The 22,781-nt window shown below is 67.4% G+C and carries 26 protein-coding genes and 3 pseudogenes; 21 read left to right on the forward strand and 8 right to left on the reverse strand.

Going from position 1 to position 22,781, the window contains the following annotated elements; translation table 11 throughout:
• Positions 1 to 29: 29 nt before the first annotated feature.
• The 5 genes and pseudogenes from IEZ09_RS30605 (at position 30) to IEZ09_RS30625 (ending at position 5,639) form a co-directional block, all read left to right on the forward strand.
• Positions 30 to 941 (forward strand): DNA recombination protein RmuC, encoded by a 912-nt coding sequence (locus IEZ09_RS30605; RefSeq protein ID WP_189257267.1) that lies wholly within the window; start codon positions 30 to 32, stop codon positions 939 to 941.
• An 89-nt stretch (positions 942 to 1,030) separates the two neighbouring features.
• Entirely contained in the window at positions 1,031 to 1,744 is a 714-nt protein-coding gene (locus IEZ09_RS30610) for a DUF6542 domain-containing protein (RefSeq protein WP_229813096.1), read from the forward strand.
• A gap of 185 nt (positions 1,745 to 1,929) precedes the next feature.
• Positions 1,930 to 1,977: pseudogene (locus IEZ09_RS47985) on the forward strand (hypothetical protein); the annotation flags it as partial.
• A complete protein-coding gene (locus tag IEZ09_RS30620) occupies positions 1,978 to 2,136 on the forward strand; it encodes a WD40 repeat domain-containing protein (protein ID WP_189257268.1) in 159 nt (52 codons plus the stop codon). It begins immediately after the preceding pseudogene.
• Between the two features lie 83 nt (positions 2,137 to 2,219).
• On the forward strand, positions 2,220 to 5,639 hold the full coding sequence (locus IEZ09_RS30625; protein ID WP_189257269.1) for an nSTAND1 domain-containing NTPase: 3,420 nt from the start codon (positions 2,220 to 2,222) through the stop codon (positions 5,637 to 5,639).
• On the opposite strand, the gene IEZ09_RS30630 is transcribed toward IEZ09_RS30625, so the two are convergent.
• Entirely contained in the window at positions 5,636 to 6,580 is a 945-nt protein-coding gene (locus IEZ09_RS30630) for a 4-hydroxy-3-methylbut-2-enyl diphosphate reductase (protein ID WP_189257270.1), read from the reverse strand. The genes IEZ09_RS30625 and IEZ09_RS30630 overlap by 4 nt on opposite strands.
• A gap of 63 nt (positions 6,581 to 6,643) precedes the next feature.
• Here IEZ09_RS30630 and IEZ09_RS30635 point away from each other — a divergent pair, with 63 nt between their 5' ends.
• The 6 genes from IEZ09_RS30635 to IEZ09_RS30660 all read left to right on the forward strand — a co-directional run bounded on the left by IEZ09_RS30635 (position 6,644) and on the right by IEZ09_RS30660 (position 10,910).
• Positions 6,644 to 7,129: a lipid droplet-associated protein gene (locus IEZ09_RS30635; RefSeq protein ID WP_189257271.1), complete on the forward strand. Its 486-nt coding sequence runs from the start codon at positions 6,644 to 6,646 to the stop codon at positions 7,127 to 7,129.
• Positions 7,126 to 8,364, forward strand: a complete 1,239-nt coding sequence (gene xseA / locus IEZ09_RS30640; protein ID WP_189257272.1) for an exodeoxyribonuclease VII large subunit — start codon at positions 7,126 to 7,128, stop codon at positions 8,362 to 8,364. Before IEZ09_RS30635 ends, xseA begins: the two co-directional genes overlap by 4 nt.
• Entirely contained in the window at positions 8,354 to 8,698 is a 345-nt protein-coding gene (locus IEZ09_RS30645; protein WP_229813097.1) for a sugar ABC transporter substrate-binding protein, read from the forward strand. The genes xseA and IEZ09_RS30645 overlap by 11 nt, the downstream gene beginning before the upstream one ends.
• Positions 8,695 to 8,910, forward strand: a complete 216-nt coding sequence (locus IEZ09_RS30650) for an exodeoxyribonuclease VII small subunit (protein WP_229813098.1) — start codon at positions 8,695 to 8,697, stop codon at positions 8,908 to 8,910. The genes IEZ09_RS30645 and IEZ09_RS30650 overlap by 4 nt, the downstream gene beginning before the upstream one ends.
• A gap of 67 nt (positions 8,911 to 8,977) precedes the next feature.
• A complete protein-coding gene (glpX, locus tag IEZ09_RS30655; protein ID WP_189257273.1) occupies positions 8,978 to 10,018 on the forward strand; it encodes a class II fructose-bisphosphatase in 1,041 nt (346 codons plus the stop codon).
• Positions 10,019 to 10,139: 121 nt separating this feature from the next.
• Positions 10,140 to 10,910 (forward strand): S1 family peptidase, encoded by a 771-nt coding sequence (locus IEZ09_RS30660; RefSeq protein WP_189257274.1) that lies wholly within the window; start codon positions 10,140 to 10,142, stop codon positions 10,908 to 10,910.
• Between the two features lie 123 nt (positions 10,911 to 11,033).
• Here the strand turns inward: IEZ09_RS30660 and IEZ09_RS30665 are convergent.
• Positions 11,034 to 12,099, reverse strand: a pseudogene (locus IEZ09_RS30665) (IS30 family transposase).
• Between the two features lie 376 nt (positions 12,100 to 12,475).
• Between IEZ09_RS30665 and IEZ09_RS30670 the strand changes: the two are divergent.
• The 3 genes from IEZ09_RS30670 (at position 12,476) to IEZ09_RS30680 (ending at position 13,716) form a co-directional block, all read left to right on the forward strand.
• On the forward strand, positions 12,476 to 12,832 hold the full coding sequence (locus IEZ09_RS30670) for a L,D-transpeptidase (protein WP_229813099.1): 357 nt from the start codon (positions 12,476 to 12,478) through the stop codon (positions 12,830 to 12,832).
• Between the two features lie 99 nt (positions 12,833 to 12,931).
• Positions 12,932 to 13,249, forward strand: coding sequence for a L,D-transpeptidase (locus IEZ09_RS30675; RefSeq protein ID WP_229813100.1), 318 nt, complete (start codon positions 12,932 to 12,934; stop codon positions 13,247 to 13,249).
• Positions 13,250 to 13,305: 56 nt separating this feature from the next.
• Positions 13,306 to 13,716 carry a L,D-transpeptidase gene (locus IEZ09_RS30680; RefSeq protein ID WP_189257276.1) on the forward strand — a complete coding sequence of 137 codons (411 nt, stop codon included), beginning with the start codon at positions 13,306 to 13,308 and terminating at the stop codon, positions 13,714 to 13,716.
• Here IEZ09_RS30680 and IEZ09_RS30685 read toward each other — a convergent pair.
• The 4 genes and pseudogenes from IEZ09_RS30685 to IEZ09_RS47525 all read right to left on the reverse strand — a co-directional run.
• Positions 13,713 to 14,465 (reverse strand): hypothetical protein, encoded by a 753-nt coding sequence (locus IEZ09_RS30685; RefSeq protein ID WP_189257277.1) that lies wholly within the window; start codon positions 14,463 to 14,465, stop codon positions 13,713 to 13,715. The two genes, IEZ09_RS30680 and IEZ09_RS30685, sit on opposite strands and share 4 nt — an antisense overlap.
• Before the next feature lie 73 nt (positions 14,466 to 14,538).
• Positions 14,539 to 14,988: a hypothetical protein gene (locus IEZ09_RS30690; protein ID WP_189257278.1), complete on the reverse strand. Its 450-nt coding sequence runs from the start codon at positions 14,986 to 14,988 to the stop codon at positions 14,539 to 14,541.
• A gap of 24 nt (positions 14,989 to 15,012) precedes the next feature.
• Positions 15,013 to 15,612, reverse strand: coding sequence for a Rossmann-fold NAD(P)-binding domain-containing protein (locus IEZ09_RS30695; RefSeq protein WP_268247657.1), 600 nt, complete (start codon positions 15,610 to 15,612; stop codon positions 15,013 to 15,015).
• Positions 15,610 to 15,918: pseudogene (locus IEZ09_RS47525) on the reverse strand (Glu/Leu/Phe/Val dehydrogenase dimerization domain-containing protein); the annotation flags it as partial. The gene IEZ09_RS30695 and the pseudogene IEZ09_RS47525, both read right to left, overlap by 3 nt.
• A gap of 152 nt (positions 15,919 to 16,070) precedes the next feature.
• On the opposite strand from IEZ09_RS47525, the gene IEZ09_RS30700 reads away from it, so the two are divergent.
• Positions 16,071 to 16,532 (forward strand): Lrp/AsnC family transcriptional regulator, encoded by a 462-nt coding sequence (locus IEZ09_RS30700; protein ID WP_189257280.1) that lies wholly within the window; start codon positions 16,071 to 16,073, stop codon positions 16,530 to 16,532.
• 23 nt (positions 16,533 to 16,555) lie between these two features.
• Here IEZ09_RS30700 and IEZ09_RS30705 read toward each other — a convergent pair whose 3' ends face one another.
• A complete protein-coding gene (locus IEZ09_RS30705; protein ID WP_189257281.1) occupies positions 16,556 to 17,524 on the reverse strand; it encodes an NAD(P)/FAD-dependent oxidoreductase in 969 nt (322 codons plus the stop codon).
• Positions 17,525 to 17,587: 63 nt separating this feature from the next.
• Here IEZ09_RS30705 and IEZ09_RS30710 point away from each other — a divergent pair, with 63 nt between their 5' ends.
• The 5 genes from IEZ09_RS30710 to IEZ09_RS30730 all read left to right on the forward strand — a co-directional run bounded on the left by IEZ09_RS30710 (position 17,588) and on the right by IEZ09_RS30730 (position 21,286).
• Positions 17,588 to 18,982 carry a class II fumarate hydratase gene (locus tag IEZ09_RS30710; RefSeq protein ID WP_189257282.1) on the forward strand — a complete coding sequence of 465 codons (1,395 nt, stop codon included), beginning with the start codon at positions 17,588 to 17,590 and terminating at the stop codon, positions 18,980 to 18,982.
• A gap of 102 nt (positions 18,983 to 19,084) precedes the next feature.
• Positions 19,085 to 19,378 (forward strand): hypothetical protein, encoded by a 294-nt coding sequence (locus IEZ09_RS30715; RefSeq protein WP_189257283.1) that lies wholly within the window; start codon positions 19,085 to 19,087, stop codon positions 19,376 to 19,378.
• Between the two features lie 22 nt (positions 19,379 to 19,400).
• A complete protein-coding gene (locus IEZ09_RS30720) occupies positions 19,401 to 19,778 on the forward strand; it encodes an Imm32 family immunity protein (protein WP_189257284.1) in 378 nt (125 codons plus the stop codon).
• Between the two features lie 690 nt (positions 19,779 to 20,468).
• Positions 20,469 to 20,978, forward strand: a complete 510-nt coding sequence (locus IEZ09_RS30725; RefSeq protein ID WP_189257285.1) for a hypothetical protein — start codon at positions 20,469 to 20,471, stop codon at positions 20,976 to 20,978.
• Complete coding sequence (locus tag IEZ09_RS30730; protein ID WP_189257297.1) at positions 20,972 to 21,286, forward strand: AAA family ATPase; 315 nt, start codon at positions 20,972 to 20,974, stop codon at positions 21,284 to 21,286. The genes IEZ09_RS30725 and IEZ09_RS30730 overlap by 7 nt, the downstream gene beginning before the upstream one ends.
• A gap of 807 nt (positions 21,287 to 22,093) precedes the next feature.
• Here IEZ09_RS30730 and IEZ09_RS30735 read toward each other — a convergent pair.
• Positions 22,094 to 22,264, reverse strand: a complete 171-nt coding sequence (locus IEZ09_RS30735) for a hypothetical protein (protein ID WP_189257286.1) — start codon at positions 22,262 to 22,264, stop codon at positions 22,094 to 22,096.
• 246 nt (positions 22,265 to 22,510) lie between these two features.
• Here IEZ09_RS30735 and IEZ09_RS30740 point away from each other — a divergent pair, with 246 nt between their 5' ends.
• Positions 22,511 to 22,729 (forward strand): hypothetical protein, encoded by a 219-nt coding sequence (locus IEZ09_RS30740; protein ID WP_189257287.1) that lies wholly within the window; start codon positions 22,511 to 22,513, stop codon positions 22,727 to 22,729.
• Positions 22,730 to 22,781 lie beyond the last annotated feature (52 nt).

The following is a 22,781-nucleotide window of genomic DNA, read 5'->3' on the forward strand; positions in this document are numbered from 1 at the left end:
AACATCTCTGAGGGAGCATCATCGGTGCCGTGACCGCAGTGATCATCACCGCCTCGCTCGTCCTGGCCCTCGTCAGCGCCGGGGCGCTGGTGTTCGTCTGGCGCCTGTACCAGGACAGCGTTCGCCGCACCGACGAGGCGCTCAACGCCATCAGCGCCGAACGCGCGCGCTACGACGCCCAGCAGCAAGCCCTGCAGCGGTACGAGGTGGCGTTCTCCAGCGTCAGCGGCCGCGGCGAGCTCGGCGAGCAGGTCCTCGTCGAAACGGCGCGCGCCCTCGGCCTGAGGGAAAACCTCCACTACACGCTGCAGACCGACGTTGCGGGCGGTGGCTCCGTACGGCCGGACATGGTGCTGAACGTCGGCGGCGGCCGCATGGTCCCGGTCGACTCGAAGATGTCCATGGCCTGCTGGGCGGAAGCGGTCGAAACGGACGATCCGCAGGAACGCCAGGACGCGCTGCGGGTCCACGTCCGCAACATCCGCTCCCGCGCGGCCGAGCTGGCGGGCAAGGGCTACCAGCGCTGGGCCGACGCGATCTACGGCACGATCATGTTCGTCCCCAACGACGGCGCCGTCGTCGCCGCCCTGGACACCGATCCCGAACTGCTGCGCTGGCTGCTGGACCGCCGGATCTTCCTGTGCGGCCCGACCGGGTTCGCCGTGATCGCTTCGAGCGCCATGTTCGCGGTCACCGAACGGGCCCTCGCCGACGACGTCGAGCAGGTCAGGCTGCAGGCCGGCCGCGCCAACCGGGCCGCGGACACCGCCATCGAGGCCGTCAACCTCTCCACGACCCACCTGCAGCGCTTCCTGAGCGCGAGGCGCCGCGAACTGGACGCCCTGGAGGGTTTCCGGGCGAGCGTCGAACCACTGACCGAAGCCTCCGCCACCCCGACGCCCCTGCCTCTCGTCCGAAGGGCGGACGAACAGTCCGCATAAAACGCACGGAGCGTGCCAACAGGTTGCTTCTGGGTGAGAAAGCAGCGGACTGACGAACACCGAATGGCCGAACGGCTACCGTGTGCGGCGTGAGTGACGTGCGCGACCGTTCGGCTGCCTTCGACGACGTCGAGGACTATGACGCCGTTCCGTGGAACTACAAGGCCATCTTCGGGTCGTTCAAGGGCATCCCGTGGTGGGCCGCGATCCTGTGCGCCCTGATCCCGGCGTTCATCGGCGCGTTCATCGACATCAACTCCAGCAAGACCGTCGGCTGGACGTTCAACGGCGTGTTCTTCGTCGGTGCGCTCGCCGGGATCCTGCTGGTCCAGCGCCGCAGCCTGTTCGCGCCGATGGTGCAGCCGCCGCTCGTCCTCGCCGCGACGGTGCCGACGCTCGTGCTGCTCACCGGCGGTGTCCAGAAGGGCGGCCTGTCCGCCATGGCGCTCGGCCTGGGCAAGCCGCTGATCGACAGCTTCCCGGTCATGGCCGTCACCACCGCCGTCACGGTCGTGCTCGGCATCGTGCGGATCTTCATCCAGAAGGACCCGAACCGGCCGTCCAAGGACGAGGTCCGCGAGGCCAAGGCCGAGCTGAAGGCCCGCAGCAAGCCCGCCGCCCGCAAGCCCGCGCGTGAGGAGTCCGCGGAGGACCGTCCGCGCCGCCCGCGTCCGGAGGGCTCGCCCGCACGTCGTCCGCGCCCGGAGGGAGCACCGGCTCGCCGCCCGCGCCCGGAGGGTGCCGCTCGCGGTGAGCGCCCGGCGGGCCAACGCAGGCCGAGGCCGCCGCGCGACGACCGCTAGCCAGAGGTTGTCCGCGCCCACTCCCCGAAGCGCGAACAACGACGACAGAACAACGAGCAGGCAAAACGGCAGCACTCTGCCAGCATGACCTCGATGCCCAGGGGAGAACTGGGACACCTCGACGTGGCGCAGGATCGGCGACCTGCGCGGGCACACGAGCGTGGTGAAGGCCTTGGCGCTCAGTCCTGTGGCTCGCGAGTGGCGGCAACGACAAGACCGTCGTTGTGTGGGACGTGAACACCCAACAGACGTGGGCGACTCTGCGCGGCCATGCCGAGGCCGTCACCCACGTCGCGTGGATGCCCGACGGCCGTGCCGTGGCGTCTGCCGGAGCAGACGCATTGCTCGTGTGGCCGCTCGACCTGGAAACCGCCCTGCGAGCACTCAACTGATCCGTTGTCCGTGATCGGACCCCGGAACCTCGTACAACGGATCACGTACAACAACACCCCTGACCAGCACGCACTCTGCAAGCATGAGCGCGATGCCTACGGGAGAACGTCCACTGGACGAAGGCGACAGTCCGCTGCTGCTGTTCGCCGCAGACTTACGACAACTACGCACGAACGCGGGGCAACCGAGCTATCGGGAGCTGGCCAGGCGCGCGCACTTCTCGGCGAGCACGCTGTCCGACGCGGCGGGCGGCAGGAAGCTGCCGGGGCTGGACGTGACGCTCGCGTACGTCCGCGCGTGTCACGGCGACGAGACGGCCTGGGAGCGGCGCTGGCACGACCTGGCCGTCGCGATGGCGCGGAGCAGGTCCACGGACGGGCCGTCCCCGTACGTGGGCCTGAACCCGTTCACGACCGAGGACGCCGACCGGTTCTTCGGCAGGGAGGCGTTGACCCACACACTGCTGGACCGGCTCGAGCGCCAGCGGTTCCTCGCGGTGTTCGGCGCGTCGGGCGAGGGCAAGTCGTCGCTGCTCAGGGCGGGTATCGCGGCGAAGTTCGGCAACGCGGCGATCTGCACGCCCGGCCACGACCCGGACGCCGCGATCGCCGACGCGCTGGCGCGCAACCCCGACCTGCTGGTCGTCGACCAGTTCGAGGAGCTCTTCACGCTGTGCGAGGACGAGGTGCAGCGCTCGGCGTTCCTCGACGTCCTGCTCGCCGCCGACTGCCGCCGGGTGATCGCCGTGCGATCCGACTTCTACCCGCACTGCGCGCAGTACCCGAAGCTCGCCGACGCACTCACCGACGTACAGGTGCTTCTCGGCACGATGACCCCTGACGAGCTGCGTCGTGCCATCACGCAGCCCGCCGCCACCGTGGGCTGCACGGTCGAAACGGCGCTGTTGACCACCCTCGTGGCAGAGGCAGCGGGACGCAGCGGCGTGCTCCCCCTCGTGTCGCACGCGCTGCTCGAAACGTGGCACCGCCGTCGCGGCAACACGCTGACCCTCGCCGGCTACCAGGCCGCGGGCGGCATCCAGGGCGCGCTGGCCCAGAGCGCCGAGGCCGCGTTCGCCACGCTCGACGACGAGCAGCAACGCCTGGCCAAGCAGCTCCTGCTCCGGCTCGGCGCCGACGGCACCAAGCGCCCCGTCCCGCGCCAGGACGTGGTGGGCGAGGAGGTGCTCGACGTCCTCGCCGACACCCGGCTGATCACCGTCGACGAGAACACCGTCGAGGTCACGCACGAGGCGCTGTTCCGGGCCTGGCCGCGGCTGCGGGCGTGGCTGGACGAGGACCGCGAGGGGCTCAGGACGCACCGCAGGCTCACCGACGCCGCCCGCACGTGGCAGGAGCTGGGCCGCGACGACGACTCGCTCTACCGGGCCACCAGGCTCGCGGAGACCACCGAGTGGGTCACGCGCGCCCAGCCCGAGCTGACCGGCACCGAACGCGAGTTCCTCGGCGCCTCCAAGGCGCGGGAACGCCGCCGTTCCCGCCGTCAGCGCTGGGCCGCCGCGGGGCTGACGGCCCTGCTGGTCGCGACCACGGCGACCGCGGTGGTGGCGCTGCAGCAACGCCAGGAGGTGGAACGGCTGAGCCTCGTGCGGCAGTCGCAGCAGCTCGTCGAGGCCTCCGAGGCACTCGCGGGCACCGACCCGAGGCGCGCCGCGGAGAAGGCGTACGAGGCGTACCGGACGTACCCGACCGCCGAAGCACGCGGGCGGGTGCTGAGCGCGGCCGCCGCGGCGTCCTACGGCCGGGAGATCAGCCTGGACGGCGCCGGCATGGGACGCACGATGCAACACAAAGGCGCGTGGAGCACGGCCATGGTCGGCGACACGATCCTGACGATGGGCACCCTCGGCATCGACATCTACGACGCCGCGACCTTCCGCCACCTCAAGTCGGTGCCGGTCGGGGACGGGAAGAGCTACGTCTTCGGCTGGGACATCACCGACGACGGCAGGATGGCCCTGTCCGACGGCAACGGCCGGATCACCCTGCGGGCCAGGCCGGACGCCGAGCCCGAGCTCTTCACCACGACCAGGCAGCCGGTCGGCGTCCACTTCGGCGCGGACGGCCGCACGTTGCTCGTCGGCGGAACGGTCTACGACATCGCCACCCGGCAGAAGCTCTACGAGCTGCCCGTCGGTCCGATCACCGGCCCGTTCACGATCAAGGAGGAGAGGACCCTCGCGCTCGCCTCGGACCACTCGGTCGCGGTGTGGGACCTGGTCACCCGGCAGCAGGTCGGCGGCTTCACGCTGGGCTCCGGCACCGTCTACCGGATCACGCTGCTGCCCGGCGGCACCCAGGCCGCGGTCGGCACGGACGAGGGGCTCGTCCAGATCCGCGACATCGCGTCCGGCGCCGTCGTCGCGACGCCTCCCAGCCACACCGGCGCGGTCACGTCCCTCACGATGAGCCCCGACGGGACCGTCCTCGTCTCGGCAGGCGTGGACGGCAAGCTGAACATGTGGGACGTGGCGCGCGGCACCAGGCTCGCGACGCTCACCGTCGGCGAGTCCGTGAGCAGCACGAGCTACGCCGAGGACGGTTCACTCGTCATCCTCACCGACCGCACGCTGAGGTTCTGGCCGCCCGCGAGCATGCCCAAGACGTCCGGGCAGGTGGTGCGCGCGCTCGCGGTCGATACCGACGGGTCCGTGCTCACGGTCGACGACACCGGTGTGATCGAACGCCGGGACAGCACCCTGCGCACCGTGCACCGGCAGGAGACCGGCGTCGCCCAGAGCCGGATGAGCCGCTTCAGCCCGGATCGCAAGCTCCTCGCGACGAGCGTCCCGCTCTCGGTGCTGGACGTGGCCACGGGCAAGCCGGTCGCGAACCTGTCCACGCTCGGGTTCAGCGGAGAGCGGCGCCCGCCGGTGGCGCTGGAGTTCAACGGCCGCTCGCTGCTCGCGATCGGCGGGGAGGTGCCCGACGGCGTGTGGCCGACCGCCGACGCGGCCCAGCCCACGCTGATCGGCGGGCTGGCCTGGGGACAGCGCACGTCGGCCGTCTTCGGCCGGTCCGACCAGGAGATCGTGATCGGCCGCGAGGACGGCGGCGTCAGCGTGCGCGACATCAGGACGTGGAACGAGAAGGCGTTGCAGAGCCCGCACAAGAGCCCCGTGCGCACGCTGGCGGTCTCACCGGACCTCAAGCTGCTCGCCACCGGTGACGACAGCGGGGTGATCGCGCTGTGGGACACCTCGACGTGGCAGCAGATCGGCGAACTGCGAGGTCACACCCAGGCGGTGGGGGCGCTGGAGTTCAGCCCTGACTCGTCCCGGCTCGCGAGCGGCGGCCGGGATCGGGACGTCGTCGTGTGGGACGTGGGTTCGCGCACGCTCTGGGCGGCGCTGCGCGGGCACAGCCAGCCGGTCACGCACCTGGCGTGGCGGCCGGACGGCACCTCGCTGGTGTCCGCGGGTGCCGACCGGGTCGCGGTGTGGGGCCTGGACGTGGACCAGGCCCTGCACGCCATCGGTTAGCGGACGAGGTCCTTGCGGAGCTCACGCGGCAACGCGAAGGCGATCTTCTCGTTGGCCGTGGTGATCTCCTCGACCTCGCCGAAGCCGTGCGACTCGAGGAACTTCAGCAGCTCCATCACCAGGATGTCCGGCACCGACGCGCCCGACGTGACGCCGACGGTCTCGACGCCCTCGAGCCACGCCAGGTCGACCTCCTTGGCGTAGTCGATCAGGTAGGCGGCCTTGGCGCCGTTCTGCAGCGCGACCTCGACCAGCCGGACCGAGTTGGAGGAGTTCTTCGAGCCCACGACGAGCACCAGGTCGCACGACGGCGCCATCGTCTTCACCGCGGTCTGGCGGTTCGAGGTGGCGTAGCAGATGTCGTCGGACGGCGGGTCCTGCATCTCCGGGAAGCGTTCCTTGAGCTGCCGGACCCGCACCATGGTCTCGTCGACCGAGAGCGTCGTCTGCGACAGCCAGATCACCTTCGACGGGTCGCGCACCTCGACCTTGGCCGCGTCCTCCGCGGTGTCGACGAGCTGCACGTGGTCGGGGGCCTCACCGGCGGTGCCCTCGACCTCCTCGTGGCCCTCGTGACCGATCAGGAGGATGTCGTAGTCCTCCTTGGCGAAGCGCACGGCTTCCTTGTGGACCTTGGTCACCAGCGGGCAGGTGGCGTCGATGGTGCGCAACGACCGCTGCGCCGCCTCCTCGTGCACCGCGGGCGACACGCCGTGAGCTGAGAACACCACGAGTGCGCCCTCAGGAACCTCGTCGGTCTCGTTGACGAAGATCGCACCGCGGTCGGACAGGGTCTCCACGACGTACTTGTTGTGGACGATCTCCTTGCGCACGTAGACGGGGGCGCCGTACTGCTCCAGGGCGCGCTCGACCGTCTCGACGGCACGATCAACGCCCGCGCAGTAACCACGCGGCTTCGCCAACAGGACTCGCTTGGGCATGCCATCAGGGTACCCAGGGCGAGTTCTTCGCATCTCAGGCGCTGTTGCGGCAGGCTTACACACATGAAGCCACTGCCTCTGGGTGTCCGCGTTGCCGCCGGACTCGCGGTGACCGCCCTCGAACAGGCGCGCAAGCTGCCGCAGCAGCTCGCCGGACTCCCGCTCACGGTGGTCAGCGAGGCGATGCAGTTGTCGATGCGCGTGCAGCAGCATGTGACCGAACTCGCCATCAAAGGTGACGACGTCCTCTCCGGACTGAGGCCCGTGGAGGAAGAGCCGGAGTGGGCGACGTTCGACGAGGACGAGACGCCGGTCACCACCGAGGTGCCGGTCGACGACCCGTGGGAAGAGGAAGAGCGCGCCATCGCGGAGGTGCCGGAGTTCCTCCCGACCTACGACGAGCTGTCGATCGCACAGCTGCGAGCCCGCCTGCGCAACCTGAGCGTGGAGCAGCTGGAGGAGCTGCTGAGCTACGAGAAGGCGCACGAGTCACGACCTGAGTTCGTGGGCATGCTGAACCGCCGGATTGCCACGGTCAAAGCTCAGTGAGCGAAGGAAAGTCCACGCCGGAGAACCCGTGGCCGGTGCGGACGGTCGCCCGCAAGCTGCTCGACTGGATCAACCGGCTCGGAGACGTCTGGGTCGAGGGCCAGGTCACGCAGCTCAACGCGCGCAGCTCGACGGCGTTCCTGACGCTGCGCGACCCGAGCGTCGACATGTCGATGTCGATCACCTGCAACGCCGGGATGATCCGCGAGCTGCAGCTCAACGAGGGCAGCAGGGTGATCGTGCACGGGAAGATCAGCTTCTACCCGAACCGGGGCACGCTGTCGTTGCGCGCGGACGAGATCCGCGCGGTCGGCATCGGTGAGCTGCTCGCCCGCATCGAGCGCCTGCGCAAGCTGCTGCACGCCGAGGGCCTGTTCGACCCGCGCCGCAAGCGCCGTCCGCCGTTCCTGCCGAACAAGATCGGTCTGATCACCGGCCGTGCGTCGGCGGCGGAGCGGGACGTGCTGACGAACGCGCGGAACCGTTGGCCCGCAGCGCACTTCCGCGTCATCAACGTCGCCGTGCAGGGCCCGATGGCGGTCACCCAGGTGATCACCGCACTGTCCACTCTGGACAGGGACCCCGAGTGCGACGTCATCATCATCGCCCGCGGCGGCGGCAGCGTGGAGGACCTGCTGCCGTTCTCCGACGAGGCGCTGTGCCGGGCGGTGTCGGCGTGCCGCACGCCGGTGCTGTCCGCGATCGGGCACGAGCCGGACACCCCGCTGGTCGACCACGTCGCGGACGTCCGCTGTTCGACGCCGACCGACGCGGGCAAACGGGTGGTTCCCGATGTCGCCGAAGAGAGTGAACGCGTCCGCCAGATGCGCGATCGCGGGCGCCGGGCACTGCACGGCTGGGTCGACCGGGAACGCAAACTGCTCGACGCCCTGCGCTCCCGACCAGTACTTTCGGACCCGTACGGCCCACTGGACCGTCGTGCCGAAGAAGTGAATCGTCTTCGCGATCAATGCCGTAGGGCCGTCACGCAACGTCTCGATCGGGAAGACGTCCACCTGTCAGGGACGAAAGCCCGCTTGACGACCCTCGGACCAGCCGCCACGCTGGCCCGCGGATACGCCGTTGTGCAACTCGTCACACCCGACGGGCCCGACGGCGTGTTGCGTTCTGTGACGGACGCGCCCAGCGGAACACAGCTGCGGGTACGCGTCGTTGACGGAGCAGTGGGAGCAGTGGTCACCAGTGCGGAAGGGGGAGGTACCGATGATGCGTGATGCCGTGTTCCTGCCCCTGACCATGGAGGCGGCCGGCGAGTGCGCGTCCGGGCTGCGGACCAAGGCGGAGGCGGCGAACAGGGCCGCCGCGGAGTGCTGGACGGCGCTGGTGGGCGACTGCGACACCCCGAGCCGCCGCACGCTGATCCTCACATTGCACGACCTGAGCGAGGCCACCGCGGGGACGGTGCAGTACCGGCGCGTCGCGGAGGCCGAGGCGCTCATCGACGAGGCGGTGCGAGAGGGTGACGGCGAGGAGTTCGCGGAGGCGCTGGTCGGCTACGACCTGGCCGTCGCGACCGTGCTGAGCCGTCTGAGGAGCCAATCCGCGTGAGTTCGGAAACACTCGGTTACGAAGCCGCCCGCGACGAGCTGGTCGAGGTGGTCCGCAAGCTGGAGGCCGGTGGCCTGTCGCTCGAGGACTCACTCGCGCTGTGGGAACGCGGTGAGGCGCTCGCCAAGACGTGTGAGCAGCATCTCGCCGGTGCGCGCGAGCGAATCGATGCAGCTCTCGCTGTGGTCGAGGAGGACGTTTCCGAGGCGTGATCCCGTGCAAGGATTCAGTTGCCGATCACAAAATCCGGCACGCTGAGTAGTCGCATGGAGGCGCGCAATGGTGAACACCCCCGCGGAACGACGTCGCGAAGCCCCCGACCGGAACCTGGCATTGGAGCTCGTGCGCGTCACCGAGGCCGCCGCCATGGCCGCCGGCCGGTGGGTGGGGCGAGGCGACAAGAACGGCGGTGACGGCGCCGCGGTCGACGCGATGCGCAAGCTCATCCACACCGTCTCGATGCGCGGTGTCGTCGTGATCGGCGAGGGCGAGAAGGACGAGGCGCCCATGCTGTACAACGGCGAGGAGGTCGGCAACGGCGAGGGCCCCGAGTGCGACGTCGCCGTCGACCCGATCGACGGCACCACGCTGATGTCGAAGGGCATGCCGAACGCGCTGGCGGTGCTGGCCGTGGCCGAGCGCGGGGCGATGTTCGACCCGTCCGCCGTGTTCTACATGGAGAAGCTCGCGGTGGGCCCGGAGGCGGCCGACGTCATCGACATCACCGCGCCGATCGCGGAGAACATCCGCCGCGTCGCGAAGGCCAAGCACAGCGACGTCTCCGACGTGAACGTGTGCATCCTGGACCGGCCGCGGCACGAGTCGATCGTGCAGGAGGTGCGCAAGGCCGGCGCCCGCATCCACTTCATCTCCGACGGCGACGTGGCGGGCGCGATCGCGGCGGCACGTCCCACGTCGGGCGTGGACATGCTCGTGGGCATCGGCGGCACGCCGGAGGGCATCATCGCGGCGGCGGCGCTGAAGTGCGTCGGTGGCGCCATCCAGGGCCGGTTGTGGCCCAAGGACGACGAGGAGCGCGAGAAGGCGATCGGTGCGGGCCACGACCTGTCCCGCGTGCTCACGACGAACGACCTCGTCTCGGGTGACAACGTCTTCTTCTGCGCGACGGGCGTGACCGACGGCGACCTTCTGCGCGGTGTGCACTATCGGGCAGGTGGCTGCACCACGCAGTCCATCGTCATGCGATCGAAGTCCGGCACCGTCCGCATGATCGACGGCTTCCACAGCCTGCACAAGCTGCGCGAATACGCCTCGGTCGACTTCGACCTGCCCGAGGACGTGCAGCAGCCGCTGCCGTAAAAGGTGAACTGTGAACACTCGGTGACCAGACGAGTGACCCTAGTCACTTCGTGACGTTCGTTCATAATGTCCTGTCCTGATCCCGGCAACCCTGCGCCGGGTTCAGGAAGGAAACTCAACAATGAGGGCACGTTCGTTGTTCTCCGCAATCGCCGTGGCCGCCGGCGCCCTGCTCGCCTCGGCCGCCGCGGCCACCGCGGCCCCGACTCCCACCGCTGACGGCGACGTCACGCCGATGATCGTCGGCGGGCGCAACGCGACCCAGGTCTACTCGTGGATGGTCTCGCTGCAGAGCACCTCGGGCAGCCACTTCTGCGGCGCCACGCTGATCAAGGCCAACTGGGTCGTGACGGCGAAGCACTGCGTCCAGGGCCGCTCGCCGTCGTCGACGCAGGCGCGGATCGGCACCACCAACCGCACCAGCGGCGGCACGGTGGCCCGCGCGTCGCGGATCGTCGTCCACCCGTCGGCCGACCTGGCGCTCGTGCAGCTGGCGACCTCGGTCAGCCAGACGCCCGCCGCCGTTGCGGCCACGTCCGGCCAGGTCGGCACCGCCACCCGGATCATCGGCTGGGGCCAGACCTGCCCGATCCGCGGCGGCTGCGGCGCCCCGATCACCCTGCAGGAACTCGACACGTCGATCGTCTCGGACAGCCGGTGCTCCGGCATCAACGCGGCTTCCGAGATCTGCACCAACAACACCGACGGCAACAAGGGCGCCTGCTACGGCGACTCGGGTGGCCCGCAGGTGAAGTCGGTGAACGGCCGATGGGAGCTGATCGGCGCGACGAGCCGGTCCGGTGGTGGCACGACCTGCGCGACCGCTCCGTCGATCTACGTGGACGTTCCGTACTTCCGTTCGTGGATCAGCCAGTACGCGGGCTCGGTGTAAACCGGTAAGCGCATTCCGAGGGCCCGTCTCCCAACCGTTATGGGCGAATTCCAGGGGTCGTTGCAACACAACTGATCAACTGGTTTGGGTCAGGAGTGTAGCCAAGCGCTCGGCTGGGGTGTCTCAGCCGAGCGTTTTGCGTGGGCGGTCGTTGAGTTCGGCGGCGACGAACGCGAGGTGTTCGGCGCTGTGGGCGAAGAGGTCGGTGCCTTGGGGGAAGTACTGGCGTAGCAGGCCGTTGGTGTTCTCGTTGGAGCCTCGTTGCCAGGGACTGGCCGGGTCGCAGAAGTAGACCGGGATGTCGGTGGCCAGGCTGAACGCGGCATGTCCGGGCCATCTCGGCACCCTGGTCCCAGGTCAGGGACTGGACGAGGTGCGAGGGCAGTGTCTTCACGGTGTCGATCAGGGCGTCGCGGACCTGCTCGGCGGTGCGACCGTGCGGCAGGTGCACGAGCATCACGTAGCGGGTGGCGCGTTCGACCAGGGTGCCGATCGCGGACGCACCGTCCTTGCCGATGATCAGATCGCCTTCCCAGTGGCCGGGGATCGCCCGGTCCTCGGCCGCGGCGGGCCGTTCGCTGATCATCACCATCGGGCTGAGGAACCGCGCTTGGCGCCTGTCCGGGTGGCGGCGGGGTTTGCGCACGGTGCGGCCGGTGCGCAACGCGCGGGCCAGTTCACGGCGCAGCTCGCCACGTCCTTGGACATAGAGGGCCTGGTAGATCGTCTCGTGGACCACGTGCCACTCCGGCCGGTCGGGATGCTCCCGTCGCAGCATCGCCGCGATCTGCTCGGGACTGCGTTTACGGCTCAGATGATCCTGCACGACGCGATGCAGCTCGGCATCGGCCGCGAGCTTGCGGGTCTTGGGCCGTGGCCGGCGGGCATCGGCACGAGCCTGCGCGGCGTGGGGCCGGTACTGGCCGTTGCCAGGATGGCGGTTGCGGCGGATCTCCCGGCTGATCGTGGACGGGCTGCGGCCCAGCTCGGTCGCGATCTGCCGGATCGTGGCCTTCTCCCGCAGCCGGTCGGCGATGTGGATGCGGTCGTCCTCACAGAGATACCGCGAGGACGCCGAAGGCGCCTGCCGGTCTTCGGGTTGATCCCGACGAGCCGGCACGCCTTCTCGTCACTCACACCCTGCTGCACGAGCCGCAAGTATTCGGCCCGTTCGGCAACGAGCTTGCATGGCCCTTGAGGCCTGCGCTCTGCCCGGATCTGAAGTCCATCGCTTCCCCTGAACTGGGGTGTTGCGACGACTCCTAGAACCCAAGAGCGCGCTGGCGGGCCCTCGCTTTGCAACCTGAGTGATCCTCCGGTCGTCTATTTCGGCAAAGGATGAATCACTGAGGGGGTGCGCGATGCGGATGCTGCTCGCGGCGGTCGCGTTGATGTCGGTTGCGGGGTGTGCACAAGGGGCCGTACACGCGGATACTCCAACAGCGCCACCACCTTCGTCGTCGTCATCGTCTGGACCTTCGCCCTCCGCCGCGCCCTCGTCTTCCTCTTCTGCACCCTCCTCGGAGACGCCTCCCCCTCCGCCGCCACCGCCTCCCGCGCCGGTCGTGAAGCCGACGCCGTGCGACATCAGCGACGGCGCGTGCATCAAGCTCTCCACCAACCAGTCGTGGATCGTGCGCGGCGACAAGATCGTCTACGGCCCCGTGCCGATCACCAGCGGCCGCAAGGGCTACGAGACCGCGGTCGGCAAGTTCCCGGTGCTGCGCAAGGTGAAGGACGAGTGGAGCCGCCCGTACAACGCGGCCATGCCGTGGTCGACGTACTTCACCGAGAGCGGCATCGCCTTCCACGAGGGCTCGCTGACCGTGCCGTCGCACGGCTGCATCCACCTGGACCCGCAGGCAGCGAAGTTCTACTTCCAGAACCTCTCGATTGGCGAGACGGTCCAGGTGGTCTCATGATGACCAACCATGAGAACCCTGGCCGCCACGGCTCTTCTACTGCTCAGCTTTGCGGCTCCCGCGCAGGCCTCCGGCTGTACTGTGCACAACGGAGCATGCGTGGAGAAGCACTCGAACCGGGCCTGGCTCGTCACCAACGGTGTCACGAGCTACGGCCCGGTCCCGATCAGCCACGGCAAGCCGGGGCATGCCACGCCGGTGGGCATGTTCTCCGTGCTGCGCAAGGTGAAGAACGACTGGAGCATCCCGTACAACGGCCCGATGCCCAACGCCGTGTACTTCACCTACGACGGCGTGGCGTTCCACCAGGGCGACCTGAACGCCCAGTCCCACGGCTGCGTGCGGCTGACCTGGGAAGCCTCACAGGTGTTCTACGACAACCTGTTCGTAGGCGAACAAGTTCAGGTTCTTCCATAATTGGATGATTCAGATCACCCAGTAGTGGCTACTCCACTACTGAGGGGTGATGTGAGATGCGAGTTCTCATCGCGACGGTGCTCCTGATCCTCGGTTTCGCGGTCCCCGCGCAGGCGCAGGCGGGGTGCACCGTCTACAACGGAGCGTGCCTGGAGAAGCACTCCAACACCGCATGGCTGGTGTACAACGGCAAGACGAGCTACGGCCCGGTGCCGATCAGCCACGGCAAGCCGGGCTACGAGACCCCGGTGGGCATGTTCTCGGTACTGCGCAAGGTGAAGAACGACTGGAGCGTCCCCTACAACGGCCCGATGCCGAACGCGGTGTACTTCACCACGACCGGTATCGCGTTCCACCAGGGTGACACCAACGTCCAGTCGCACGGCTGCATCCGGCTGAGCGCCGACGCCTCACTGGTGTTCTACGACAACCTGGCTATCGGCGAGAAGGTCCAGGTGCTGCCCTAACCGACAGCTGCCCACCAGCACCCGTCGTCGCGTCCCATCACGGACACGCGCCCGGCGAGGCCGGTGGGCAGCCACCCGGTGAGCCGTTCGAGCTCCTTGCCGACGACGATGAGCGCGTTGCCCACGTCGGCGGACAGGTTGTCCAGCACCACGGGAATGTCCACCGCACTGAAGTCCACATCGGACACAGGTCGGCCGGGTGACTCCTTCGTGACCCGGACGATCCGCCAGCCCTCGTGCCCCTCCCACCGGACTTCCTCCGCGGGCAGCGAAGCCATGAACTCGTCAGACGAGGCGCGTGGCGACACCAGCGCGATCGTGCCGCCGAACCGCCCGGCCAGCGTGCTCAGCCGCAGCGGGTGCTCAAGACTCTTCGGCTCCGCCTTGACCCGCTGGTAGGTGACGTCCAACCGCCGCGCGACTCGTTCGACCGCGGCGTGCACCGCGTCCTCCAGCGCGGCCACGACCAGCTCGACGTCCCGGCTGCTGTTGAGCGCGTCGGCCAGCGCCAGCTGCACCACGGCAAACCCCGGCATCACCGCGATGTCCGGAACCAGCCGGCTCGGCACGGTCAGCTCGACCAGCACGTCGCGGCCCCACGCCGACGTGTCGACCTCCGCGTTGACCCGCCGCTCGACCAGGTCGGACAACGGCTGCCAGTAAACGATGCGCGGCCTCTCCCGCGTGACCGGCCCCGCCCACCACGGCGTGCCGGGCACGACGTCGGCCCAGTGAACGTGAATCATCAAGCCCCCAAGGGTTGTATCGCTGCGCGTCCCCCTGACACGCACAACCCGTTTGAGCCCATTCTACGGGCTCCGGCTAGCAGCTGCGGTCTTTCTTGGCGAACTCCTCGGCGGTGAGGAGCTCGTACCGGTACTTGACCTTTCCGTCCTTCAGCTGATCGAGCGTGAAGCTGTCGCCCGGCTCGTGCAGATCTCCGTTCTGCAGGCCCACGTCGAGAAGCTGGTCACCGGCGGGTGGCTGCCACGCGACCTTCTCCTCCGCACCCTCCGGCACCTGGCCAACGGTGATCTTGTAGTGCTGCCTGGGTTGCGCGAACTCGATCCGCCAGATCACCGTGTCCCGCTCGTCGAGCACGTCGTCGGCGTTCATCGCCCGGATCTCGACCAGCGTGAGCATGCGCGACTCGCAGGAGGTGTCGATGATCTCCGGCAGCCCGGAGTCGCCGAGCCGGACCGCTCTCGTCGTTGCCGGTGAACACCCGGCCAGCAGCAGGCAGGCCGCGAGCACGGCCACGAGTCTCCCCATGCTCGCGGATCCTGCCAGCCCTGATCAGCCCGCGGCGCTGGAACGAGCGAGGAGTTTCCCGACCGTTGCCTCGATGCCGTCCACCCTCTTCAGCGCGGTCTCGTGGTCGGCCCCGTCGTCCTCCCTCGCGAGGGTGTAGATCACTCCGCCGGCGCTCGCGACGTGGTCGGGCACCCACACGATGCCTCTTTCCTCGAGCAGACCGGCGACGCTGTCGTCGGTGAGCTGGTTGTTGGCCGGACCCACGATCAGCCTGACGTCGAGGTGTTCGACGGTCTCCTGGCTCAGCACACCTCCCACGGCCGCCGGGATGAGCACGTCGGCCTTGGTCCGGTACGCCAGGTCGGGAGGCACCCAGCCGAACTCGTCCGTCCGCCTGCTTTCGTCCACATCGGACACCACGACGTCGGCTCGCAGCGACCTGGCGATCAGCTCTCCCACTGAGCCGAATCCGCTGATCACCACCTTCCTGCTGGTCAGGTCATCCGTCCCGAAGACGTGCCGTGAGGCCGCTTTCAGCGCTGCCAGCACTCCCCGTGCCGTGGGCCCGCTCGACGAGCCCGTGCCGCCGTGTTCCTCTGGCAGGCAGTAGGCGTGCGGGGTGAGCTCCCTGAGCACCAGCATGTCGTCGGGCCCGGTGCCGACGTCCGGCCCCGCGCGGTAGGCGCCGTCGAACTCGTTGATGAGGTCGGCGTGGTCGAGCAGCACCTGCCGCCGCAGCTCCGGAGTGAGCGGGCGGTCGACGACGATCACGCTTTTGCCTCCACCGTGCGGTATTCCCGCCGCCGCGCACTTGAGCGTCATGGCCTTCGACAGTCTCAGCACGTCGGTGACCGCGTCCGTGATCTGCTCGTACGCCTTCATCCGGCAGCCGCCGACCGCCGCGCCCGCCTCGGTCGAGTGCAAGGCGACCATCGTGGTCATCCCCGACCTCTTCCCGGTGCGGACGACGAGCCGTTAGTGTTCCCACATCAGCGTTCCTCCCCGAACTTCCACCATCCCGACGGCTCGAAGTTAGGGTGATCGACAGTCGCGGTGGCGCAGCGCCGAACGTTGTTCGGCAGGGAGGTCCAGGTGTCGAGATGGACGAACTTGATTCGGCGATCGTGCGAGAACTGCAGCGCGATGCCCGGCAGTCGAACCGCGACATCGCCCGCAAGGTCGGCGTGGCGCCGTCGACGTGCCTCGAGCGCACCCGCCTGCTGCGCGAACGGGGCGTGATCCGCGGCTACCACGCGGACATCGCCCCGTCCGCGCTGAACCGCGGCGTGCAGGCGCTGGTGTCGGTGCAAGTCCGCCCGTTGAGCCGGACCGTCATCGACACCTTCAAGAACTCGGTGGCTCAGCTACCCGAGGTGCTGTCCGTGTTCGTGATGGCAGGCAGCGACGACTTCGTGATCCACGTGAGCGCTCAGGACAACGAGCACCTGCACGCGTTCCTGGTCGACCGGCTGGCCCCGCGCAAGGAGATCGTGGGCTTCCGGACGTCGATCATCTTCCAGAACATCACGAAGCACGACCCGGCACCGCTCCCGCCGCCCTGACCCAGTTCTGGCGGCGAGCACCGCTATCCCGCGTTGCTGGAATGCCCGGGAAAGAGGTGGGCGGACGGGTTGAGCGCGACCGCGATGTTGTTGACCGCCGTCGCCGCCTCCCCGAACCCGGTCGCGATGAGCTTGACCTTGCCGGGGTACTGCGCGACGTCGCCCGCCGCGTAGACCCGGTCGAGCCTGGTCTTCATCGTGGTGTCGACGACCACCGCGCGGTGGTCGAGCTCGAGGCCCCACGACTCGATCGGTCCGAGGTCGGCCGTGAACCCGAGCGCCGCGACGACCGTCTGCGCGGGCAACGTCTTCACGTCCTCACCCTTGACCTTGACGTCCACTTCGGACAGAGGTTCGCCCCGCAGCTCCAGCACCTCGGCGTCGGTGATGATCTCGACCCCGAGCTCCCGCACCTGCCGCACGGTCGCGGCGTGCGCGCGGAAGTTGGCCCTGCGGTGCACCAGCGTGACGCTGGCCGCGATGGGGTGCAGTGCGAGCGCCCAGTCGAACGCCGAGTCGCCGCCGCCCACGATCACGACGTGCTGCCCCGCGTGCTCGGCGAGCACCGGCACGAAGTGCACCATGCCGCGCCCCAGCCACCCGTCGCCCGCGGGCAGCGGCCGCGGGTTGAACTCACCCATGCCCGCCGTGATCAGCACCGCACCGGCCCTGATCGTGCTGCCGTCCGCGAGACCGACCACCAGACCGTCCTCAGTGGACTCCAGCGTGCGCGCCTGGCGCCCGAGCAGGTAGGTCGGCTTGTACTGCCCTGCCTGCTCCACCAGACCGTTGACGAGGTCACGCCCGCGGATCGCGGGGAACCCGGCCACGTCGAAAATCATCTTCTCCGGGTACATCGCCGTCACCTGGCCGCCCGGTTCGGGCAGTGCGTCGACCAGTGCGACCTTGAGTTCCCGGAAGCCTGCGTAGTACGCGGCGAACAACCCCGTGGGGCCGGCGCCCACGACGAGGAGGTCGACGTCAAGCTCCATGAGTGGTGCCCTTCTGCCAGTGGTGGGTGGCAGTGCTGTGATCGACCATAGAGACTCGGAAGCATGTCTGAACAGGAGTACCGCGTCGAGCACGACACGATGGGTGAGGTCCGCGTGCCGATCGACGCATTGTGGCGCGCCCAAACCCAACGCGCGGTCGAGAACTTCCCGATTTCCGGTCGAGGCCTGGAACGCGCCCAGATCAGGGCCCTCGGCCTGCTCAAGGCCGCCGCGGCGCGGGTGAACGCCCGGCTGGGCGTCCTCGACGCCGACCTCGCCGCGGCCATCGCCTCCGCCGCCGACGAGGTGGCCGCCGGCGAGTGGGACGCCCACTTCCCGGTCGACGTCTTCCAGACGGGTTCGGGCACGTCGTCGAACATGAACGCCAACGAGGTCATCGCAACCCTGGCCACTCGGGCACTGGGCCGCGACGTCCACCCGAACGACCACGTCAACGCCTCGCAGTCGTCCAACGACACCTTCCCCACGACGCTGCGCGTGGCCGCCACCGAGGCCGTCGTCACGGACGTCATCCCGGCCCTGGAACACCTGGAGCAGGTGCTGTCCTCCAGGGCCGCCGAGTGGTCCGACCTGGTCAAGTCCGGCCGCACCCACCTGATGGACGCCGTGCCCGTCACGCTGGGCCAGGAGGCGGGCGCCTGGGCGTCCCAGGTCCGCTACTCGGCGGAACGCCTGCAGTCCTCCGTGCCGCGCCTGGCCGAACTGCCGATCGGCGGCACCGCCGTCGGCTCGGGCCTGAACGCCCCGGAAGGCTTCGGCGCGGCGGTGGCCGCGGAACTGGCCGCCGCGACCGGCCTCCCCCTGGTGGAGGCCCGCGACCACTTCGAGGCCCAGGCCACCCAGGACGGCGTGGTCGAGATCTCTGGCCAGCTCCGCGCGTGCGCCGTGGCGTTGTTCAAAATCGCCAACGACCTGCGCTGGCTCGGCTCTGGCCCCCGCACGGGCCTGGGCGAACTGGCCCTGCCCGACCTCCAGCCCGGCAGCTCGATCATGCCGGGCAAGGTCAACCCGGTGATCTCCGAAGCCACGATGATGGTCGTGGCCCAGGTCATCGGCAACGACGCCGCCGTCGCCTTCGCCGGCTCCCAGGGCAACTTCCAGCTGAACGTGATGCTCCCGGTCATCGCCCGCAACGTCCTGGAGTCGTCCCGTCTGCTGGCCGCCGTGGCCCGGCTCCTGGCGGACAAGGTCCTGGCGGGCGCCGAGCCCCAGGCCGACCGGATGCGCGAGTACGCCGAGTCGTCCCCCTCGATCGTCACGCCGCTGAACCGCTACCTCGGCTACGAGGAGGCAGCGTCGATCGCCAAGCAGTCGCTGAAGGAGCGCAAGACCATCCGCGCCGTCGTGCTGGAACGCGGCCACGTGCCGTCGAAGCTGACCGAGGAGCAGCTGGACGAGGCCCTGGACGTGCTGCGAATGGCCCGCGGCGGCCGTTGAGCCGTGTCCGGTCGCCGGGGATCACGCCTCGGCGACCGCTGGTTACAGTGCGGAACATGCCCTCGAAACAGGTTGAAGAGCAGCAGCGGCACGAGGCCCGCGATGGGCGTTGACGTCCACGTCGTCCGCAAGGAGTCGCGGCACCGCGTGACGGAGGTCTACGTGGTCCCGGACCTGTACGAACAGTTCACCCAACTGATCCAGAGGGTGGACCATCCGCTGCTGAACCGGATCAACCCGTACGGCTTTCGCGAACTGGGCTCGATCGACATGCCCGACTTCATCGCGGCACTGGACGCGGTGGGTGCGGAGGGCCCTCTTTTCGACGACCTCCGCGCCCTGGCGGAGCTGTGCGGCGAGGACCGTTCGCTGACAATGCAGTTCCAGGGCGACTGACCGCGGGCCGGAGGAGATTGGGATGCAGGTTCTGCGACACGATACGACCCGGGAGCTGGAGTTGCGGGGTACCGCCGCGGAACTGACCGACCTGGCCCGCCTGCTGGTCTCCGGCCACGGGTCTGTGGATCTCGGTCGTGTTGACGATCCTGCGCCCTACGGTCGGTGCCTGTCGCGGCTCAACGTCGTTCAGGCTTCAGGCCCGATTGCAGTCGTTTGCGCTGCGGGTTCTGACGAGCTGACCATCCGAGGAGGTTCTGCCCAGCTCACGCTGCTCGCTGCAAACGTCCGGGGATTCGCGAACGACGGGGACGCGACGAGTCATCTGCACATCGACCACTTCCCCGGCCATGACTACCTGGACGAGTCCTCGGAGCCGTTAGTCGTCGCGCTCGCCTAGAACTCGAGCGCGACGACCCGCGCAGCTCAGGAGTACATCGCGAGCCAGATGGCGATGGGTGGGCCATGGCCCATCGCGTACCAACGCCGTAGGCGCCCTTGATATCGGAGGCTCGGCGTTAAACGATCCCAGGGCCTCGGCGGGACCGGAGATCGTCTGAGCTGCGCTTTCGTGGCCTATTCCGCAGAGACATCTGATCAGGCAGTAGTGGGAGTGGTTCCGCTGTCGGCGGCGCGCCGCCGCGCCACCTCGGGGCCGCGCGCCGGTGCCGACGAGCGCAGCGAAGCTGGAAGCCCGGCGTGCCCGGATAGATGCGGGCCACGCTGGTAGGCGACTGACCCCGCGCGCGACGCCGACGGCGGCGCTTTGATCCCATAAAGCCAAATTCGGCAGCAAGGCAGCCGACAGGCAGCCGTCCTCGGCGAGTTGCCAGCCCGGAGTAACACCAAGAAGCGCGGCCTTGATCTAACATGTACGTCTTTCGCTGGGCATTACAGGGAGCCATGGTGAGGATCAAGCGACTGGAGATCGTGAACTACAAGGCATCAAGCATGTCGCTATGGATGGTCTGGACCATGAGCCCGTGGTAGTCATCAGCGGGAAGAACGGCACCGGCAAGACCCTTCACTTGGTCGCGTTACGTTTCCGGCAACGAAACCGTCGTCGGACCATGGGGAGACTCTACAAGCGTTGAGGTGGAGATCTCTCACCGAGGAAGAGCGTGAAGCGATTACCCACTGGAGGAGGGCAACAGGAGAGTCTCCTAGAGAGATTCCCGCCACCGCCTCCATAAGGAAGTCATGGAACAAACGGTCAGGCTCCTACAGCGGCAACAACGAAAACTTTCCAATCAACTGTCTTCGCAACCCCAGGTTCGAGAAGGAATACAAGTTTGGCCTCGCAGACTTGATGCCAGCGAGCAGAAACGCGTCGGCCTCGATGACAAGCCATCTCGATCTCGGAATATTTAGCGACGAACGTCGCGAGCAGGAACGAAAGAGTTCAGCCGAAGGAATCCTCAAGTATCGTCACACCTACAACTCAGGTGATGCAATCGCCTACTTGACGGCAGCCGACCACTTGGATCTAACAGCCGTTCGACGTGGCGACCCCCAATCGAACGAATATGACACCATAAACGGGAAGTTCTCGGCAGCAACCGGAAAGAATCTGACGAGGCCAGAGATAGACAGATCCTAGTAGAGACTCCTCACGGCGCCAAGCACGAAGTATCCGCGCTTTCCGCCGGGGAGCAGGAGATGTTGAACCTCATCTACTTCATCCGAAGGCTTAGTGCACGCGGCGGGGTTCTTCTCATAGACGAGCCTGAACAGCATCTTCACCCTAGCTTGCAGGTGGCGCTATTCGACACCATGACTGAAATGGCTGAACGCGCACAGGTAATCGCCGTAAGCCACTCACGTAACCTGATTGTTTCGATGCCCCTCGATCACTTCTGGAGATACTTCCCCCAGACGCTGAAGCAACAAATCAACTTGTACGACTAGATCAGAGCGGCACCAGGACAGCACTACTTGAAGACCTTGGCGTTTCGCCAGCGACACTACTGCAAAGCGACGCTGTCGTAATTGTTGAGGGAAAAAGTGACGAGAGCGTTCTGCGTGCACTCTTCCCCATTGAGATGAGCCGATGCAAAGTCGTTGTCGCGGGCGACGTGAACCAAGCGATGAGCGCTTGCATGTCACTTGAGGTGATTGAACACGCACTACCGTGGATCTGCTTGCGAGATCGAGACCTCCTCACAGAGGCAGACCGAAACGATCTAATTGCCGCCCATCCAAATCTTCACATATGGAACGGGCGCATGCTCGAAAACGAGCTACTTGACCCCGACCTGATCGTTGAGACCTTTAAGCGCGCCGGCAAAGTAGTGGAGCGGGATCTGGTCGTTGAAACGATGCGCGAAACGGCAAACTCACTAAAGGGTAACTAAAGGGTGACGTGATTGCCGAGATCGTTTCGCGCGAATTTAACACACGCATTCCATTCGGAGAGCCAGAAAGGAGCACGAAACTCGAAAAGCAGCGCTCTTTCCTGACTGTCAAATCTGCAACACTGCAAGAACGTACAGAGAAGTTCGACCCATGTCGTCGCCGAAGTAACAAGCGATGTCAACGCCCGATGGGAAGCCCAATGGCACTCGCTGACGCACGGGAAGGCACTAATGTCGTCAATCCATAGAATCGGCCCATTTAGAAGCTTGGCCGATCTTACTGAAGCATTGGCGGTGCCACTTTCTCTTCTGGCGAAGTTCAGCCCCCCGCTCGAACTGAAGAAGCGCCTAACGGTTTCGATTACGTCATGATGCGCGTAGCTGCAAAAACCTCGACCGCCTCCCACCTAAACAAGCGATCTCGACGCTCAAGCTCGATCAGCTTGATGCTGTCTAGCAAAAGAACAAAAGGATTTACTTCCACTTCCACCAGAGCGCCAAGCACGCCCGCAACCGACATGTCGGCGTCCACGTACGCAATACCAAGATGGGGCGTGAAGCTTGCATGCCGTTCGGAAAGTCGGTCAATTCCCCACAGATCCGCAATACCGCTTCGAACAGCGTAATGAATAGCCCGAATATGCCCATCCGGGCTCGGATACAATGCAATCGCTTGCTGGAAGGCAAGTACGTCGACCCAAAAATCCGGTGAGCTCTAGTTCGAGGCCTATGTCGAAAGCTGGTTCGGGCAGTCCCAGGACGCCGCGACACAGGAGACTTGCGCTACCAGGTGAACAAGCGTCTCGTGCCGTTCTTCGGCAAGAGCAGTCTCAAGGCCATCGACATTCCGATGGTTCGCTCCTGGCTCGGTGAGATGGACGAAGAAGGGCTCTCGCTCACGTACCAGCAACTACTGTTCGACCGGCTGACCTCGATCCTCAACGCGGCGGTGGAGGAAAGGAAGCTGCACACCAACGCCTGCAAGGCGCGGACCTGACTTGGGCTACGATTTCGGCCCGTGGGGCGGCCCGGTTCGCTGACCTGTGGGT

Origin of the sequence: Lentzea flava, assembly GCF_014648475.1 — a bacterium.
GTDB lineage: Bacteria > Actinomycetota > Actinomycetes > Mycobacteriales > Pseudonocardiaceae > Lentzea > Lentzea flava.

Coding starts and splice junctions, on each gene's coding strand:
- IEZ09_RS30625 (WP_189257269.1), top strand. CDS start 2,220: ATGAGCGCGATGCCTACGGGAGAACGTCCACTGGACGAAGGCGACAGT.
- IEZ09_RS30630 (WP_189257270.1), bottom strand. CDS start 6,580: ATGCCCAAGCGAGTCCTGTTGGCGAAGCCGCGTGGTTACTGCGCGGGC.
- IEZ09_RS30635 (WP_189257271.1), top strand. CDS start 6,644: ATGAAGCCACTGCCTCTGGGTGTCCGCGTTGCCGCCGGACTCGCGGTG.
- IEZ09_RS30645 (WP_229813097.1), top strand. CDS start 8,354: ATGATGCGTGATGCCGTGTTCCTGCCCCTGACCATGGAGGCGGCCGGC.
- glpX (WP_189257273.1), top strand. CDS start 8,978: ATGGTGAACACCCCCGCGGAACGACGTCGCGAAGCCCCCGACCGGAAC.
- IEZ09_RS30660 (WP_189257274.1), top strand. CDS start 10,140: ATGAGGGCACGTTCGTTGTTCTCCGCAATCGCCGTGGCCGCCGGCGCC.
- IEZ09_RS30680 (WP_189257276.1), top strand. CDS start 13,306: ATGCGAGTTCTCATCGCGACGGTGCTCCTGATCCTCGGTTTCGCGGTC.
- IEZ09_RS30690 (WP_189257278.1), bottom strand. CDS start 14,988: ATGGGGAGACTCGTGGCCGTGCTCGCGGCCTGCCTGCTGCTGGCCGGG.
- IEZ09_RS30695 (WP_268247657.1), bottom strand. CDS start 15,612: ATGCTGGTGCTCAGGGAGCTCACCCCGCACGCCTACTGCCTGCCAGAG.
- IEZ09_RS30700 (WP_189257280.1), top strand. CDS start 16,071: ATGGACGAACTTGATTCGGCGATCGTGCGAGAACTGCAGCGCGATGCC.
- IEZ09_RS30705 (WP_189257281.1), bottom strand. CDS start 17,524: ATGGAGCTTGACGTCGACCTCCTCGTCGTGGGCGCCGGCCCCACGGGG.
- IEZ09_RS30710 (WP_189257282.1), top strand. CDS start 17,588: ATGTCTGAACAGGAGTACCGCGTCGAGCACGACACGATGGGTGAGGTC.
- IEZ09_RS30715 (WP_189257283.1), top strand. CDS start 19,085: ATGGGCGTTGACGTCCACGTCGTCCGCAAGGAGTCGCGGCACCGCGTG.
- IEZ09_RS30720 (WP_189257284.1), top strand. CDS start 19,401: ATGCAGGTTCTGCGACACGATACGACCCGGGAGCTGGAGTTGCGGGGT.